This window comes from uncultured Campylobacter sp., assembly GCF_938045775.1.
Classification (GTDB): domain Bacteria; phylum Campylobacterota; class Campylobacteria; order Campylobacterales; family Campylobacteraceae; genus Campylobacter_B.
In genome coordinates this window covers 1-17,842 of the sequence record NZ_CALIBH010000279.1, presented here as the reverse complement: position 1 = coordinate 17,842, position 17,842 = coordinate 1, and the positions used below count along the sequence as shown (strand labels likewise).

15 protein-coding genes are annotated in these 17,842 nt (G+C 45.6%); 13 read left to right on the top strand and 2 right to left on the bottom strand.

The features are described from left to right. From Q0238_RS11725 to Q0238_RS11715, 3 genes are all read left to right on the top strand, one after another. Window positions 1–801, top strand: an 801-nt coding sequence (locus Q0238_RS11725; RefSeq protein WP_297946323.1) for a penicillin-binding transpeptidase domain-containing protein, incomplete at its 5' end; no start/stop codon positions are given. Window positions 802–1,251: 450 nt separating this feature from the next. Then, a complete protein-coding gene (locus Q0238_RS11720) occupies window positions 1,252–2,487 on the top strand; it encodes a nucleotide sugar dehydrogenase (protein WP_297946321.1) in 1,236 nt (411 codons plus the stop codon). 236 nt (window positions 2,488–2,723) lie between these two features. Continuing rightward, window positions 2,724–3,884 carry an ankyrin repeat domain-containing protein gene (locus Q0238_RS11715; protein ID WP_297946311.1) on the top strand — a complete coding sequence of 387 codons (1,161 nt, stop codon included), beginning with the start codon at window positions 2,724–2,726 and terminating at the stop codon, window positions 3,882–3,884. A gap of 307 nt (window positions 3,885–4,191) precedes the next feature. Here the strand turns inward: Q0238_RS11715 and hemH are convergent, their stop codons facing one another. Together hemH and Q0238_RS11705 are read right to left on the bottom strand one after the other, a co-directional pair. Further along, entirely contained in the window at window positions 4,192–5,319 is a 1,128-nt protein-coding gene (gene hemH / locus Q0238_RS11710; protein ID WP_297946308.1) for a ferrochelatase, read from the bottom strand. Next, a complete protein-coding gene (locus Q0238_RS11705; RefSeq protein WP_297946305.1) occupies window positions 5,316–6,188 on the bottom strand; it encodes a Gfo/Idh/MocA family oxidoreductase in 873 nt (290 codons plus the stop codon). The genes hemH and Q0238_RS11705 overlap by 4 nt, the downstream gene beginning before the upstream one ends. 121 nt (window positions 6,189–6,309) lie before the next feature. Between Q0238_RS11705 and alaS the strand changes: the two genes are divergently transcribed. The 10 genes from alaS (at window position 6,310) to Q0238_RS11655 (ending at window position 17,840) form a co-directional block, all read left to right on the top strand. Further along, window positions 6,310–8,853, top strand: coding sequence for an alanine--tRNA ligase (gene alaS / locus Q0238_RS11700; protein ID WP_297946301.1), 2,544 nt, complete (start codon window positions 6,310–6,312; stop codon window positions 8,851–8,853). Continuing rightward, the gene (locus Q0238_RS11695; protein WP_297946299.1) at window positions 8,850–9,359 is read left to right on the top strand and encodes a hypothetical protein; all 510 of its coding nucleotides are present in this window, start codon (window positions 8,850–8,852) and stop codon (window positions 9,357–9,359) included. Before alaS ends, Q0238_RS11695 begins: the two co-directional genes overlap by 4 nt. Next, window positions 9,359–9,904: a septum formation inhibitor Maf gene (maf, locus tag Q0238_RS11690; RefSeq protein ID WP_297946296.1), complete on the top strand. Its 546-nt coding sequence runs from the start codon at window positions 9,359–9,361 to the stop codon at window positions 9,902–9,904. Before Q0238_RS11695 ends, maf begins: the two co-directional genes overlap by 1 nt. Further along, complete coding sequence (locus tag Q0238_RS11685; protein WP_297946293.1) at window positions 9,898–11,808, top strand: PBP1A family penicillin-binding protein; 1,911 nt, start codon at window positions 9,898–9,900, stop codon at window positions 11,806–11,808. The genes maf and Q0238_RS11685 overlap by 7 nt, the downstream gene beginning before the upstream one ends. A 143-nt stretch (window positions 11,809–11,951) precedes the next feature. After that, entirely contained in the window at window positions 11,952–12,602 is a 651-nt protein-coding gene (locus Q0238_RS11680) for a hypothetical protein (RefSeq protein ID WP_297946289.1), read from the top strand. Between the two features lie 41 nt (window positions 12,603–12,643). Continuing rightward, window positions 12,644–13,294, top strand: a complete 651-nt coding sequence (locus Q0238_RS11675) for a hypothetical protein (RefSeq protein ID WP_297946286.1) — start codon at window positions 12,644–12,646, stop codon at window positions 13,292–13,294. Window positions 13,295–13,438: 144 nt separating this feature from the next. Then, entirely contained in the window at window positions 13,439–15,676 is a 2,238-nt protein-coding gene (locus Q0238_RS11670) for a nitric-oxide reductase large subunit (protein WP_297946284.1), read from the top strand. 274 nt (window positions 15,677–15,950) lie between these two features. Next, window positions 15,951–16,394: a GatB/YqeY domain-containing protein gene (locus Q0238_RS11665; RefSeq protein WP_297946281.1), complete on the top strand. Its 444-nt coding sequence runs from the start codon at window positions 15,951–15,953 to the stop codon at window positions 16,392–16,394. Between the two features lie 128 nt (window positions 16,395–16,522). Further along, window positions 16,523–17,155, top strand: a complete 633-nt coding sequence (locus Q0238_RS11660; RefSeq protein WP_297946279.1) for a hypothetical protein — start codon at window positions 16,523–16,525, stop codon at window positions 17,153–17,155. A gap of 196 nt (window positions 17,156–17,351) precedes the next feature. Further along, window positions 17,352–17,840 (top strand): hypothetical protein, encoded by a 489-nt coding sequence (locus Q0238_RS11655; RefSeq protein WP_297946276.1) that lies wholly within the window; start codon window positions 17,352–17,354, stop codon window positions 17,838–17,840. The last annotated feature ends 2 nt before the right edge of the window (window positions 17,841–17,842 follow it).

Genomic DNA, 17,842 nt, shown 5'->3' with positions numbered 1-17,842 from the left:
ACCTATAACGGCAGCTATAAGCTTGGTACTCGCACGATCCGCGACACGCACCCTGCTAAGCAGATGAGCGGCGAGGAGATCATCATCCACAGCTCAAACATCGGAATGATTAAAATTTCAGAGCGGCTGGAGGGGCAGGCTATTTATGATGGGCTTATGAACTTTGGTATGTCGCAAAAAACGGGTATCGATCTGCCGTATGAGCAAAGCGGAAATATCCCAAGCATCAAAAGCCTGAATAATAAAATTTACAAAGCCACGATCAGCTACGGCTACGGTGCGCAGATGACCTTCCTTCAAATGCTCAATGCCTACACCGTCTTTAATAACGGCGGCGTCATGATTAGCCCGCGTCTAGTCGAAAATCTAGAAAATAACGGCAAAACTTACACCGTCAACGAAAGCGAAACCCGCCAGGTAATCTCTAAACCTACCGCTGACGTAATCAAAGGAATTTTAATCAAAACGGTTGAGAGCGGCACTGGGCGCAAAGGGCGGGTAGCGGGGCTGCAAATCGGCGGCAAGACGGGCACTGCGCGCATCGCCAAGGGAGGCGGCTATTCGAGCGCCTATAATAGCTCGTTTTTCGGCTTTGCCAACGACGCGGACACCAGCTACACGATCGGCGTTTTGGTGCGCGAGCCTAAAAGGGGCAGCTACTACGCCGCTCAAAATGCGCTGCCGATCTTTAAGCGGGCGGTAGGAATTTTGATAGAGGAGGGCTATCTAAAGCCCGCAGCCGACGCAAATGCCACGCAAAAGGTCGAGATCAAGGATGAGGCGGTTGAAATTAAAGATTAAATTTGCTAAATTTCGCGAGGTTTTTTAAAATTTTGCGGCGACGAAATTTCACGGAATTTAGCGCGACTTTTGAAATTTTAAGGCGTTTAAATTTTACGGCGCGGAATTTTGGCGGCATAGAATTTCGTGGCGCAAAATTTTAACGGCACGGCGATGGAATTTTATCGCGACGCGGGATTTCGTGCTGTGTCGCTCGCTGCGCTAAGGTGGTGGAGTTTTATCGCAATGCGGAATTTCGCCGCGGCGTAAAATTCCGTATCAAGGCAAAATTTTAAATTTGCCGCCGTGCAAATAAGCGCAAGTAAAATGGCGAGCGAGCTTGCAATGTTTAAATTTTAAGACGCGCAATATATCTGTGCAGCCCTGAAATTTAGCGAGTTTGAGAGCGAAATTTAACGATAAAATTTAACGCAAAGAAAAGAGGAAAATATGAAAGCAAATGAGGGAAAAATGAAAATAGCGATAATCGGACTTGGCTACGTGGGGCTTCCTTTGGCGGCGGCGTTTGCTGCGAAACATGAGGTCGTGGGCTTTGACGTAGCTCAGGACCGCATAGACGAGCTGCGCGGCGGGCACGACCGCACTCTGGAGCTTAGCGACGAGGAGCTTGCTGCGGCGATTCAAAACGGGCTTAAATTCAGCGCCAAGCTAGATGATATGAGGCAGAGTAATTTTTACATCGTGTGCGTGCCCACGCCCGTAGATAGGCTAAATCGCCCCGATCTTACGCCGCTATTAAAGGCCAGCGAAAGCGTCGGAGCCGTGCTTAAAAAGGGCGACATCGTCGTGTATGAAAGCACCGTCTATCCGGGCGCTACGGAGGAGGACTGCGTGCCGGTTTTAGAGTGCGTAAGCGGGTTGAAATTTAACCGCGATTTTTTCTGCGGGTATTCGCCCGAGCGGATCAATCCGGGCGATAAAATTCACACCGTCACGAAGATCAAAAAGATCGTCTCGGCAAGTACCCCGGAGGCTTTGGATGTCGTAGATAGCGTCTATCTTAGCATACTTCAAAACGGCACCTTTCGCGCTAGCAGTATCAAGGTCGCCGAGGCCGCAAAGGTGATCGAAAACACCCAGCGCGACATCAATATCGGCTTTATCAACGAGCTTGCGATCCTATTCGGCAAGCTCGGTATCAACACCAACGACGTTATAGACGCGGCGGCTACGAAGTGGAATTTCTTAAGCTTCCGTCCGGGGCTCGTGGGCGGACACTGTATCGGCATCGATCCGTATTATCTGGCGCAGAAGGCGACCGAGGTGGGTTATCACCCAGAAATCATCCTCTCAAGCCGCCGTATTAACGATAATATGGGAAGCTACGTCGCTACGGAGGTCGTTAAGATGATGATAAAATACGACGAAAAGGTAAAGGGCGCGAAGGTCTTGATCTTGGGGCTGACGTTTAAAGAAAACTGCCCCGACACCCGCAATACGCGCGTCGTGGATATGATAAACGAGCTTAAAAATTTCGGCTGCGAGGTAAGCGTCTATGACCCTTGGGCGAGCGCCGCCGACGCCAAGAGATACTACGATATCGATCTGCTGCAAAAGCTCGATTTGCGCAAATTTGACTGCGTCGTAATCGCCGTAGCGCATAAGCAATTTTTTGAGCTTGATTACGCAGGCTCGCTGGTTTACGACGTGAAAAACGTCTATAAAGGCGCGCAAGGAAAGCTCTGAAATTTAGCCGAGGTTTAAATTTAGACTTTATCAGTGTAGTTTGCTTTTTAGGTTTGAATCTCAAACATAATGCTAAGCCGCAAAAATAGATAAAATTTTTTGATATAAGTGAAAGTTAATCCTCATCGTTATATAATCGCGGCACTTTCGGAGGGATAAAACGAGTTGTCGCTTTAGGTTTTGCTAAAAAGCTAAAGCTCTTTACAGGCTAGTGTTTTAAGGCTGAAGGATCAAATTTGAAGACCTTTTTGAAGACCTTGCTTAAAATCATAAAAAACATTTTTAAAGGTATATTTTATATAGTTGTTTTTATAGGTCTTTTTGCCTTGGCGCTCAAAGTTCAGACCGGCAGATTTAAATCAACCCCCCATCACTATACCGTCACTGCAAATACCAAAGTAGATCCTAACTCCGAGCTAGCTAAATACGTAACGCAAAAGGAGATAAACGCAGTTGGCTATAGATATTGGGATATAGACGAAGAGGAGGTTAGAGATAACCCCACGATGGAACTTTTACGCAGGAGTTTAAAATCAAAAGATACGGATAAAATTTTAAAATTTATGCAGGATAATAATATAAGCGCAGATACCCCTCTTCATTTCGGCGTTACCCCTTTGATGTACGCTAGCTTTTACGATGATGAAAAAACAGCAAAAAAGTTGATAGAGATGGGAGCCGATCCTCATAAGAAAGACAATTACGAGCTATCCCCTATGGCATACGCTATGGAAAATAACGCCACTAAGTCGGTCAGGCTTTTGCTAGATAGCGGAGTTAAGTTTGACGAAGTAGAGATCGTGCAGGAAACCTACGGCATTATGGATGTCGAAAACTGGATAGATTCTGTAAGCTTTGACGAAAACGCTACGCCGATTATACATTACCGTACGAAAGAGGTTCTTTTTAGCGGCGGAGGCGAGCCGTATTATTTTATCAGCCACCTAGTTAGAAACAATATGTACGATATAATGAAAATGGTGCTAGAGAGCGGTTATAGACCATATACCTACTCCACTTTCAACATGGGAGAGGTCTATGTTTCAAATAAACTAGAGGAGATATCCGGCTATAAAAATATAAAAAATACTAACAAGGAGTATGGGGTAGAGGAGTTTAGACTTTATAAATCGGTATATGGCGATCTGTTAGACGTGCCCGAGCCCGGAGCTATGATAGATCTACTTTTGCAATACGATATAGGCGGAATCCCAAACGATGAATTTTTAAAAAGAATGTATGATGATAAGTGCTATGAAGCATATAGGTATGATATAGCCGTAGGATACTATAAAATGGGAAGTATGTTTGACTCGGCATTTTTGCAAAAACATTGTTCTGACAAGAACGCTACCTTTAAAAATATTAAAGAGTATATACTATTTGCGGTAGGGTAAAAGAAAATTGATAAAATAGAATTTGCAGCAAATAGAAAGCATATAAAAAATCCCAACTTCCATATATCTAAAGAGGAAGTCGAGAGGCTAACTAACGACTATAAAGAATATAAAAGAAATTTATTTAGTAAAGAAGCGGAAGATCAAAAGAGTAAGGCTACGCAACCAGCTGCGAAATAATTAAATTTAAAGCTCTCCCCGATTGCTTAAAAATGAAATTTCGCCGATTTTATCGGCATTGTATTTGGCCTGCGAACTCCGCAAAAGTATAAAAACTCGAATAGAAAAGCTAAATTAATCTCTAAATTTACAGTGCCTGCGCGAGTATAAATTTTGCAAAATCCTCGCGGTAGTTCGGGCATTTGCACACTTCGTAGTATTCATAACCCAGCTCGCGCGCCTGGTCCCGATAAAAAATATCCAGCTCAAAATCGGTCTCGGAGTTATCCACGCAAAACGCGATCGGAAATATGAGCGCTTTTTTGCCCTGCAGATCCCGCAAGACGTTCGCGATATTGGGCTCCAACCACTTCACGGGACCCAGGCGCGATTGATACGCCAATATAATCTCTTTAAATTTAATCCCGCGCGCAGCCAGCAGATCTTTTAAAATTTCCACGTGCGCCTTTACCTGCGCCTCGTATGGATCGCCCGCGGCGACCATTTTTACCGGCAGCGAATGCGCGGAAAATATAAGCGAAATTTGCGAAATTTCATCCGCGCTAAATTTCTCGACGCACGCTGCAATTAAATTTAATAAAATTTCGTTGTAAGCGGCGCTGTCGTAGAAGATGTCGATGATTTTATAATTTTTTATTCCGAGCCGTTTAAGTGCGGCTTCGGCAGAACACAGGCTCGATTGCACCGTAGTTTTTGAGAAGTGCGGATACAAAGGCATCAAAATTATCTCGTCAAAATCCGCGTATTTTTTAAACACATCCTCCGCAAAGGGCGGCGTGTAATTCATCGCATAATCGCAAATTAGCTCGTCTATCGGTTTTTCATCCTGCAGCGCCGCGTTTTGCGACGGCTCGCCCTGTGTCTCGACGTCCTGCGGCGGCTTGCTCTGCAATGAAATGTCTTGCGGTGGCTTGCCCTGTGCCTGTGCCTCTTGCGGCGGCTCACCTGCGGCGCTTGCGTCCGCCGCACCTTTAAATTTTAATCCCGCGCTTAATTCGGCTCGCGCTAGTTCATTTACCCGCTCGCAAAGCGCTTCGGTAATGGAGCATATCGGCGAGCGTCCGCCCAGTTTTTCGTAGTTGCTACGCGCCGCCGCCGCTCTACTTCTTACGATGAGCGCGGCTAAAACGCTGCGCCAAAAATCGCTCTTAACGCCCAAAATAAAGGGGTCGTTAAACATATTTTTTAAAAAAACTTCAACCTCGCTCAGATTGTTCGGACCGCCCATGTTGAGTAAAATTAGGGCTTTTTTCATGAGATGATTTCTCTGATTTTTATCGCGTCCTCAACGCTTGCAAGACCTGCGTTTGTGCTGCTGTCGCACATCTCGCAAAACGCTTCGTGTTCACGCCGTAGCGAAAAGTCATCGCGATCGACGCGCAGATTTACGCGCCCGTCAGGCGTAATTTTAAAAAGAGTTATTGAGACCAGATCGCCGAAATATACGCCGCTATCGGTGCAAATCTCGATACCGTGGCGTCTGATCGGATAGAGATTGGACTGCATTAGCGTGCAATAGCAGCCGCTTTTTGTGTGGAGTGTCGCGCATGCGGCTAGAGTGCGCTCTTTAGAGATATTTTTGCTAAGTTCTATGCAGGCGATCTCGCTGTGAGAAAGCAGCCGCACAAGATCGATATCTCTAAAAAGGGCATTGGCGACGATATCTGCTCTATCATCGTTTGCAAAGCCGCTTACAAAGCTCATTGAAAAAATTTTATCCCCCTTGGCAAGCTCGCGTAGCAAGGATACGATTACTGGATTGTAGCGGTCGGAGTAGCCTACGGCTAGGCGCGTGCCGTTAGTAGTGACTGCGTAATTTATCTCTCTGGCTTCGGCTAGGCTTTGTGCGAGCGGAGATTCTACAAAGATATTTTTGGTAAACGGTAGGCATTTTAAAATCAGCTCTTTATGCGATGGCGGGGGAGCTGTGATGACTACGGCGTCGGGCTTAGCGACATTAAAAAGATCGGTTAGATTATCAAAGACCGGATAGCGCGGGCCGAAATTTTCACTGCTGCCCTTATGATAAAGCGCTACAAGCTCGAAATAATCGCTCCTTCTTAGCTCGCTGAAGTGCTTTTGACCAAGCTCGCCCATGCCTATGATCGCTATCTTTTTTTTCATCGCCATGCCCTAAATTTAATCTTTCGCGCCATTATAACTAAGAATGGTTAAAATTTATAATTTTTAAAATCTAATTTAGCTAAAATGCGCCTTTAAAATTTAACTTGAAATAGGACAAATCATGGATATTAGAAGCGAATATTTAAATTTCTTTGCAAGCAAGGGCCATCAGATCATCCCCAGCGCGCCGTTGGTGCCAGATGATGACAGCTTACTTTTTACAAACGCGGGCATGGTGCCGTTTAAAAGTATATTTACAGGAGCCGTTCCGCGCCCGATCCCGCCTATCCGCACGAGCTGTCAGACCTGCATCCGCGCCGGTGGCAAGCACAACGACCTAGACAACGTCGGCTACACCGCGCGCCATCATACGTTTTTTGAGATGCTTGGAAATTTCAGCTTCGGCGAGTATTTTAAAGAGCAAGCAATCGCCTATGCGTGGGAGTTTATCACTGAAATTTTAAAGCTTCCTAAAGACAAACTCTACGTTACCGTGCACGAAAAGGACGATGAGGCGTTTGAGTTCTGGGCGCGCTACATAGCGCAGGAGCGCATATATCGCTTCGGCGATCACGATAACTTTTGGGCGATGGGCGATACCGGGCCGTGCGGGCCGTGCAGCGAAATTTTTTATGATCAGGGCGAGGAGCATTTTCACTCGCCCGAGGATTATATGGGCGGCGACGGCGACCGCTTTTTAGAGATTTGGAATTTAGTTTTCATGCAGTACGAGCGCAGCAAAGACGGCAAGCTTAGCCCGCTTCCAAAGCCTAGCATCGACACGGGCATGGGGCTTGAGCGCGTCACGGCGATCAAAGAGGGTAAATTTAGCAACTACGACAGCTCGCTTTTTATGCCGCTAATTGATGAGGTTGCAAAGCTTTGCGGCAAACCTTACGTTTATGAAAGCGGCGCGAGCTATCGCGTCATCGCCGATCATATCCGCTCGGTTACGTTTTTGCTAGCGCAGGGAACAAATTTTAATCGCGAGGGCAGGGGATACGTTTTGCGTAGAATTCTACGCCGTGCCGTTCGCCACGGCTATCTGCTCGGCATCAAAGAGCCCTTTATGTATCGTCTCATGGATAAAGTATGCGAGCTGATGGGCGGGCATTATGCATATTTGAATGAGAAAAAGCAAGCCGTAAAAGAGCAGATTAAACTCGAAGAGGAGCGGTTTTTCGCCACCTTGGCAAACGGCATCGAGCTTTTTAACGAGGAGCTTGCGCGCACTAAAGAAATTTTTAGCGGCGAGGTCGCGTTTAAGTTATATGATACCTACGGCTTTCCGCTCGATCTGACCGCTGATATGCTGCGCGAGAAAAATTTGCGCGTGGATGAAGCTAAATTTGACGCGCTTATGAGCGAGCAAAGGCAGATAGCTAAAGCCGCATGGAAGGGCAGTGGCGATAAAAACGTCCGTGGCGATTTTAAGGCGCTGCTAGAGAAATTTGGTGAGAATAAATTTAGCGGTTACGAAGAGCTTAGCCGCACGAGCAAGGTTTTAGCGCTACTTAACGAGGATTTTGCGGAAGTGGATGAGCTCAAAGCCGGCGATATCGGTTGGGCGATGTTTGATATCACTCCGTTTTATGCACAAAGCGGCGGTCAGACGGGCGATAGCGGCGAAGTGGAGTCCATAGCCGATGTGTTTGATACGCAGAAATTTTATGGGCTAAATTTATCCCACTTGCGCCTTAATCGTAACCTGAAAATCGGCGATATCGTCGGACTCAAGGTTTCTGAGGAGCGTGAGCAGATTGCACGTCATCACAGCGCGACGCATCTTTTGCACGCGGCGCTTCGCGCGGTGCTAGGGGCTCATATCGCTCAAGCAGGAAGCTTGGTTGAAGCGGACCGCTTAAGATTTGACTTCTCGCATCCTAAGGCACTTAGCGACGAGGAGCTAGCTAAAATCGAGGAATTTGTAAATAACGCCGTTTGCAAGGGCTGTGCGGCAAAAACTGAGATTATGGATATAGATGACGCTAAAAACAGCGGTGCAATCGCGCTTTTTGGCGAAAAATACGGCTCAAAAGTGCGCGTTGTGAGCTTCGGAGAGATTAGTAAGGAGCTTTGCGGCGGAATTCACGTGCGTAATTTAAGCGAGATAGGACCGTTTTTTATCGTCAAAGAAAGCGGCGTAAGTGCGGGTGTTAGGCGTATCGAGGCGGTTTGTTCGCGCGCGGCTTTAAATTTGGCGCTTCAAAATCGCGCTAAGCTTGCTGAAATTTCTGCGGAGCTAAAAGGGATTGAGCCTCTCCGCGCTATTGAGAAATTAAAAGATGAGATCAGATCGCTAAAAGATCAGATCAAGCATGCAAGCAGTTCTCATGCACTGGCTTTTCTAAATGTCGGTGATACTAAACTTTGCGTAGCCTCAGTCGAAAGTGGTGATATAAAAACTATGATAGATGAGTTTAAAAATAGCCACGAAAAGGCGGCGATAATGCTGATGCAAGTAGGCACCGACGGCAAAATTTCAATCGCGGCAGGCGTTAAAAACGCGCCGATCAAAGCTGGCGAGTGGGTTAAGCTAGCAGCGCAAATTTTAGGCGGTGGCGGCGGCGGACGCGATGATTTTGCGACCGCAGGCGGCAGGGACGTGCTAAAAATCGAAGAAGCGATCAAAGAGGCGATCTCTTACGCAAAAGGTAAAATTTGAACGAAATCGATACCGGCTTCATCAAAGCCTCGCAAATTTTGCCGCTGATTCACATTTTAAGCGTGATTTTTTTGGTCTGCGCGCAGATCTGCGTATTTTTGATCGCGCGGATTTTTATGAATTTAAGCAGTAAAAGTCAAGCGGATGCGAAGGATGTAAAATTTACAGAAATTTTACGATATATGAAACGCTATGAGCAGTTCTTTGCACTATTTTTGGTGATCGTTTGCGTAAGTGGATTTTTTCTTGCGGACGGCGGAAGTTTTAAATTTTCAGATCCTATGGTAAAAGGTGCGATTGCCACGCTATGGGCTGGCGCCGGCTTTATACTACTAAATTTTATCTACATGCATTATAAAATTTCATCTTTGAAGCGAGCTTTGGATGCAGGAGATGAGCTTGAGGCGAATGAGCATTTAATCATCGTCGTTAAATATTTCATCCCGCTGAATATCGTAGTCACGCTGATTTGCGTTTATCTAGGCGTGACGGTGGGCGAGTTTTGATGATTTATTTAGCTTCCAGCTCGCCTACTAGGGCGCAAATTCTAAAGGATAACGGCGTAGAATTTACGCAAATTCCTTTTAATTTCGACGAAAGCGGCATTAGCAAGGATGATGCACGCACCTATGCTTACCGCGTTACCGTAGCCAAAAAAACGCAGTTTTTTAAAATTTATAAAAATTATGATAGAGTGCTATTTGCCGATAGCTCCGTACTTGCCGGCGGCGAGATTTTAGGCAAGGCGCGGGATGAAGCGGACGCGTTAAGGATGCTGCGAGCCCAAAGCGGTGCTAGCTGCGCTGTTTATACTGCGATGATTTTTTGCAGTAAGGCGCTAGAACTTTCGGCACTTAGCGTCGCAAGCTTTGAATTTGCGGAATTTAATGAAGCGGATTTAAAAAGCTATATCGCTAGCGGCGATTGGCGCGGCAAGGCGGGTGCGATGAGTATCGAAGGCTTTAACGAAAAATATATCAAAAGCTCGCGTGGGTCAAAATTCACGGCGATGGGGCTTGATCTGGAAATTTTAAAGAGGTTTGTATGGTAAGAGTTTTATTTAGTTTTATTACGGTTTGTGCGTTTGCCGCAGGCGGGATTTTTTTGTATTTTTACTCGCAAATCCGCTTGGAGTCGGACTCCATAATCAATTATCATCCCGAGCTCACGACTAAAATTTATGACCGCAACGGCAATCTGATCGCAAACGTTTTTAATGAACAAAATAGAATTTACGTAAAATTCGACGAGATCCCAGGCCGCGTGATCGAGGCGCTTGTAGCTATCGAGGATACGGCGTTTTTCGAACACGGCGGCGTGAATGTCGAGGCGATTTTTAGGGCGATTATTAAGGACGTCAAAGCGATGAAATTCGTCGAAGGGGCTTCTACGATTACGCAGCAGATCACGCGAAATTTAGTTCTTTCGAGCGAAAAGAAGCTTGATCGCAAGATCAAAGAAGCGATCCTATCGCTTAAGATAGAAAACGCCCTAAGCAAGGAACAAATTCTAGAGCGTTACTTCAACGAAGTGTATTTTGGACACGGATATTACGGCATCCGCACGGCGGCTTTGGGATATTTCAAAAAGGATTTGCAAGATTTAAGCCTTAAAGAGATTGCGATTTTAGTGGGCTTGCCGAAAGCTCCTAGCAGCTTTGATCCTACTAAGCACCTAGATTTGTCGCTTTCGCGTGCCAATAATGTGATTTATAGGATGCATGAGCTCGGCTGGATAAATAAGACCGAATATGAGCTTGCGATGAACGAACAACCTACGATCTACAACGAAACGCTCACGCAAAACGTAGCGCCGTATGCCGTAGATGAGATCATAAAAGAAGCGGAAAAAATTCTACCGGACGTCCGTACGGGCGGATACCGCATAGATACGAGCCTTGATCTAAAGGCGCAAGCGATGGCGCAAGAGGCATTAGTTTTTGGCTACAATGAAATTTTAAAGCGCAACAAAGACGCTAATGCAAGCAACGTAAACGGCGCTATGGTCGTCACGCATCCGCAAAATGGCGAAATTTTAGCCTTAGTAGGCGGTGTGGATTACGCGAAATCAAATTTCAATCGTGCCAGCCAATCCCAGCGCCAAACCGGCTCCAGCTTCAAGCCTTTCGTCTATCAAATCGCCCTTGATATGGGCTACTCGACGATGACCGAAGTGCCCGATATAGCTAGAGAATTCGACGACGGCAGCGATAAAACGTGGAAGCCGAAAAATTATGACAAGACTTACAGCGGCTATATCACGATCAAAGAAGCCCTAACACGCTCACGTAACCTTGCCTCAATCAATCTGATGCAATCTATCGGCGTTGATCGCGCGGTAAAAAAGCTGGGCGAGTTCGGCTTTAAAAACGTCCCGCCCGCCCTGTCGGTGGCTATCGGCAGCTACGGAATTTCGCCGCTTGAATACTCCACGATGTATTCGATGTTCCCGGGGCTTGGGATTACTGCAAAATCAAAATTTATCGTTTCGATTACCGATAAGGACGGCAAAACTCGCTTTATCGAGCCCGAGCGGCGCCGCGTGCTGCGCCCTGAGCAGGCGTATCTGATGACTACGCTGCTAAAAAATATCGTGCAGCGCGGCACCGGTACTCGCGCGCGCGTGCAAGGCATTGACATAGCGGGCAAAACAGGTACCTCAAACGATAGTATAGATGCATGGTTTTGCGGCTTTACGCCGGATTTACAGATCATAATCTGGTATGGCAACGACGATTATAAACCGATGCGAAAGGTCGAGGGTGGCGGACGTACCGCAGCACCGGTGTTTGCAAAATTTTTAGATGCCTACTTAAAAGAGTATCCGCAAACTAAACGAAATTTCACGGTTCCCGACGGCGTCTTTAGCAGCTCATACAACGGCAAGGAAGAGTATTACACTAAAATTTCGCCGCTTCCTAAACCCCGCGAAAGTAGCAGTGACGGATCATTTTAAATTTGGATGGAAATCTAAATTTGATCCACTTTCGGAAGCCCTTGCATAGATTGCGTTTATTAAGCACAATATAAATATGCGAGCTTATAGTGCGTTTAAGGTTGGAGGCAATAAAATACACAATTTTATTTTTAGGGATTGAGATGCAGAATTTAGATTTTGAAAGTAAAAAGATAAGAATAGAAAATACTCGTGTAAAATTCGGCAAATTTTTTACGAAATTATGTTTTATATATTTTTTATATTCTCTTAGCGCCTTTATAATTCCTAAAAATATTTTAGATATTTCTCCTGCGTGCTTGAATTTCGTAAATTTTATGAAAAGCTATTTTCCAAATATCGAAATTATCGGTAGTATTAGCCCATACACCCAACTTTTGGAATTTTACGTTAGTATTATGTGGATATACGGGATTATTATTTTTGCGGTTTCTAGCTTATATTCATTGGTTTATTATATTTACTTTTGCAGATATGATGATGATTTTATATTGCTTTCAAAAAAGAAGTGTGAAAACGATTGCCCGTTTTTGTTGCTTCCGTTTATGTTTGGTCTTGGTATTTTTATGTTTGAGGTTTATTATACCGGATATTTTGCAAGCAGCGGTATAAGCATAAGAACAAGCCATTTTATGCCGGAATTTCAAAGTAGATTTTCAATTTTTGGATATATCATTTTCTTTCAATCCGGTTTTTCTCTTTCGGGTTCCGTAATATTAATGTCTACATTCGAATTTGTTTACAAAATATATTTCTATTTAAAAGGAGTGAAAGATGCAGAGCAAAGTCAATGAAAAGAGCGGCGTATTGAATTAAAAATTTGGAGTATTATCGTATGGAATTTCAAAGTTATAAATCGGAAATGCCGCTTTTTATGATCAAAGATTATTGGACTAAAATCAGCACAGAATGCTATTTAATATTAGCTGTATTTTTAGTTATATTTCTATTTTTCTGCAGAGGAAGTGCTTGGGCATATCAATTTTTAGGAGCTGTTACTTTTTTGGTGGGAATTTTATTTATTAATAAACATAAATTTTTAAATTTCTATTCCGATAGAATAGAATATAATTCTTTATGCAAAAATTATAACGATGTATATTCGGTACATAAAAGTGTAAAGACTTCTAATTTTGATAAAATCGCTATTTATAAATTTTCTGGACTCGTGATTGAAGACGCGTGCAAATACAATGCCAATATAACTAGATTTAAAAAATTTCTCTTGCTAATTTTATCATACGCTCTGCATCCGATAAATCTTCTTTGCTTCGGTGTACTTAAAATTTTAAGAAGAATAGATAGCATAAATTTAAATGTTCTAATTTTATTAGATAGCACTCATAGTAATTATTTTGCCATTCCGCTAACTATGTTAAGTGAGTATGAACGAGTAAATTTGAAAAAGTATTTAAAAGACAAACTAAATCTAAATCTTGATAATATTGAGGTAAGGGATAGATTTATAGATATAAATTTTATATAAAATTTTATAAAACCCTTTATTTCAGTATATTTTAATAAATTCCAGCTTAAGCAGATAAATTTTATCTTTTTATTGACGGACCTCAATGCTTATAGAAATTTAAATGGGTAGAATTCTCTCCTAATTTCAGTTAAAGGAGTGAGAATGAGAGAATATAAAAAGCTCTGGATGGCGCTTGTAGCGGTACTCATCGTGGGCTTTAGTTTCTTGGGTTTTTACGGCGGCGAGGTGTATAGGCAGTCTCCGCCGGTGGTAAAATTTACCGATGCTAGCGGCAACGAGTTAATCGGCACCGAGCGCATTTACCGTGGACAGGAGGCCTGGCAGAGCATCGGCGGTATGCAGGTGGGCTCGATCTGGGGTCACGGAGCGTATCAGGCGCCCGATTGGAGCGCGGATTGGCTACATAAGGAGCTGGTTGCGTTTATGGATATCAAGTCGCAGGAGCGCTTCGGAGCGAAATTTGACGCTTTGAGCGACGAGCAAAAGGCGCAGATCAAGGCGCTTACCAAGGCTGAGTACCGCACCAATACCGTAAAAGACGGCACCGTCAAGCTAAGCGATGATCGCTTGAAAGCTATGGCGATCGTAAAAGACGAGTACATGGGCGTTTTCGGAAACGATCCGCGCTTTAAAAAGCTTCGCGAGGATTACGCGATGAAAGAAAACACGCTCGCAAACGAGCAACACCGCGCCGAGCTCGTGGATTTCATCTTTTGGACTGCATGGGCGGTTTCTACGGATCGTCCGAGCGGAGAGGCGACCTATACCAATAACTGGCCGCACGAGCCGCTGATAGACAATGTCCCTACCACGGAAAACGTCGTTTGGACGATCGCAAGTCTCGTTATTTTGCTTACCGGCATCGGTCTTTTAGTGTGGTTTGGGAATTTCTACGGTAAGAAGGACGAGGATTTCGAGGCTCCTGCGAAGCTTAGCGCCGATCCGATCGCCGCTTTGGCGCTTACGCCGTCGCAAAAGGCGCTTGGCAAATATCTTTTCGTAGCGGTTGCATTGTTTGCATTTCAGGCCTTCATCGGCGGCTTTGTTGCGCACTATACGATCGAGGGTCAGTCCTTTTTCGGGCTGGATATTTCGCAGTATATCCCTTACTCGCTAGCGCGCACCTGGCACGTGCAGGCATCCATTTTCTGGATCGCTACGGGCTTTTTGGCGGCGGGATTGTTTCTAGCTCCGATAATCAACGGCGGCAAGGATCCAAAATTTCAAAAGCTCGGCGTGGACGTGCTTTTCTACGCGCTTCTTTTCTTGGTCGTCGGCAGCTTCGCGGGTGAATACATGGCGATTGCGGGCAAGATGGATCCAAGCAGCAGCTTCTGGATCGGACATCAAGGATACGAGTATTTAGACCTCGGTAGAATTTGGCAGCTGATACTGTTCGTGGGTCTTGTAATCTGGATGGTACTCGTGCTTCGCGGCTTTATCGCGGGCTTTAGAGCCGAGGGTGATAAGAATTTATTGGCGATCTTTACCGCTTCGGTTATCGCCGTTGGGCTTTTTTACGGCGCGGGACTATTTTACGGACAACGCTCGCCGATCCCTGTGATGGAGTATTGGCGCTGGTGGGTCGTGCACCTTTGGGTCGAGGGATTTTTCGAGGTTTTCGCGACGGCGTCTTTGGCGTTTGTATTCGCGTCCTTGGGCCTCGTAAGCAAGAAATTTGCTACCTACACCTCGATTGCTAGCGCATCGATTTTCCTAATCGGCGGAATTCCTGGCACCTTCCACCACCTCTATTTTGCGGGTACCACTACGCCGATAATGGCTGTGGGTGCGAGCTTTTCGGCGCTTGAGGTCGTGCCTTTGGTGCTTTTGGGCTCAGAAGCGTTTCATTACTACAAGCTTCAATTCGCGCAGGATTGGGCCAAGCGTTTAAAATGGCCGCTTTACTGCTTCATCGCAGTAGCGTTTTGGAATATGCTGGGCGCGGGCGTTTTCGGCTTTTTGATCAACCCGCCGCTTGCGCTATTTTACATCCAGGGCTTAAACACCACCGCAGTGCACGCTCATACGGCGCTATTTGGCGTATACGGCTTTTTGGCGCTCGGCTTCGTGTGGCTCGTGGCGCTGTATATTTACAAAGACAAAAGCTTCGACGATACGCTGATGAAGATCGGCTTTTGGGCACTTAATGCGGGTCTGCTTCTAATGGTGCTAATCTCGCTTCTGCCGGTTGGAATTTTGCAGGCGTTTGCGGCGATCGACGTGGGCATGTGGTACGCAAGAAGTGCGGAATTCTTGCAAAAAGATAGCCTCTATGGGCTCCGCTGGGCGCGCATCATCGGCGATACGATCTTTTTGGTAGGAAGCGTGTGCTTCTTGCTTCAAATCGTGCGAATGATATTCTCACGCGCTAAATAGAGCCTTCGCGAGCTCTTATCGCTTGCTTTGCCTCGCAGGAATTTTATGTTCTTGCGAGGCTTTTTAAATTTTACTCGGCTTCGCGCGAGCCTTTTGCCGCAAAGGGTAGCCGTGCGAGCCTTTTGCCGCGGACGATATCCGCGCGAGCTTTAAGCTTAGCCGCAAATCGCGCTAAATCTTTAAAATTTTAAAATTTCATCCTCTTAAATTTACCCGAGCCAAATTTTAAATTTGCTACAATTACCGCCGAAATTTCAATCTCAAGGAGTAGAAAATGGGTGTGCGAGAGCAAATTTTAGAAGACATTAAAACGGCGATGAAGAGCGGCGATCACTTCCGTAGAGACAGCCTGCGGATGCTTAACGCCGCGCTTAAGCAGGTCGAGGTGGACGAGCGCATCAGCCTTAGCGACGAGCGCGTCTTTAGCATACTTCAAAGCGAGATCAAGCGCCGAAACGACTCTGTGGAGCAGTATCGCGCGGGCGGTCGCGACGATCTGGTGCAAAAAGAGCAGGGCGAGATCGAGATCATCGCGTCCTATCTGCCCGCGCAGCTAAGCGATGCCGAGCTTGCCGCCGAGGTTGGCTCGCTAATCGCGCAGCTCGGTGCGAGCGGCGCAAAGGATATGGGGCGCGTGATGAAAGCCGCCAAAGAAGCGCTTGGCTCAAGAGTGGACGGCAAGCGCCTAAGCGAGGCGGTCAAAGCGGCACTGAAGTAGCCTGCGTTTGAGGCTAAATTTCGGTTACGGCTAAATTGTATCGGCGTAAAATTTCGCCGCTGAAATTTTTTGAGATAGAGCTTTGGCTTTGGAATTCATACGCTAATTTAAAATTTTAAAGGATCATTATGAAAAAATTTATCGCGGTTTTACTAGCTGTCCTGCTTGTGGGATGCCAGTGCAAACAAAACGTAGTGCCTGGGGCGAACGAAACGCCTGAAAAAATCACGGCGTTTTTCATAAACGACGGTAAAGAATACATCGTAGGCGAGAAACTCAGCTATGTCCTAACGGACGGCTCGTCGCTTAAGAAAATTTCAGAATTTTACGACGGCGGATACGCCAAAGGGCTTAAGCGCGAGTTTGTGCAGATCGAAGTGATGGATGCGAAAAACGGCGAGGCGCGCGGTAGCTTCAGTGCTTTTTTAAATTCCGCAGCCGGTGCAGATGTCGCCAAAATCAAAGCTCTAGCAGACCGCATCGAAATCGATGAGAAAAAAGGCGAGATAGAAGTTATTTTTAACTTTGATGCGCGAGTAGTGCAGATTAAAAATCTGAGCGAAATAATGAAGCCAAGCGATAGGCTGCGCTCTGCGATCCCGGCAAATATCGAGGTTAGACCTGAACGCTGCGAGGGCAACGCCCTATTGGATACGCTAGGCATCATCGTGGCTATACCGGTGGTAATCGTGGGCGTAGTGCTATTTCTGCCCGTCGGGGCGATGGAGGCGCTTGCGATGCAGCATAGCTCGCGATCATAAAAGCCGTGAAATTCCGTATCTTGCAGCGAAACTTACAATGTAATGATCGATGAAGCTCGGCGAAATTTGGCATAACTTAGATCGTAAGTTCGATCTATTTATGATCGCATTTTATTTGGCGACGATGTGGTACGGATTTCTTTTTAGCTTGAATCCTAAAAGCTTAGACGACCTAAAAATTGCACACGGAATAATCATGGATGTCAGAAGCGATGATGGGCGCGAATATATGCAGATTTTTACGGACGAGCGCAAATTTATCAAAGTCTTTTTAAATGGCGATACGGATAACTTAACCTCCTTTTATAAAAATAAAATTTTGCTCAATGCAGCAATTGCTGAAGCTAATTTTAAGCGCTCAGGAGCGGACGAGTGGCAAGGCGTAAATATCAAGCCTTCTATCTCGCTAATCGCATACGAATGGCTGGAAGGCAAGCGAGTTAAAGCTTGGTATCAAAGCCGTCCGTTTCCGTTTCAGGGTCGCGGCACGGCGTATCAGGTTTTATTTTTGGATTATAATGCGAGCGTCGATCTTCCGCAGCGCGAGTATCTGATGAAATTCAGATATGACAAATACGCTACGACGGATGATAAATTTACAGCTACGATATTTGGAGCTTTGACGCTCATTTTTCTTGCGATAATGGCGGGCAAATTTTATCAAGCATGGCGCCAACTGCAATAAAC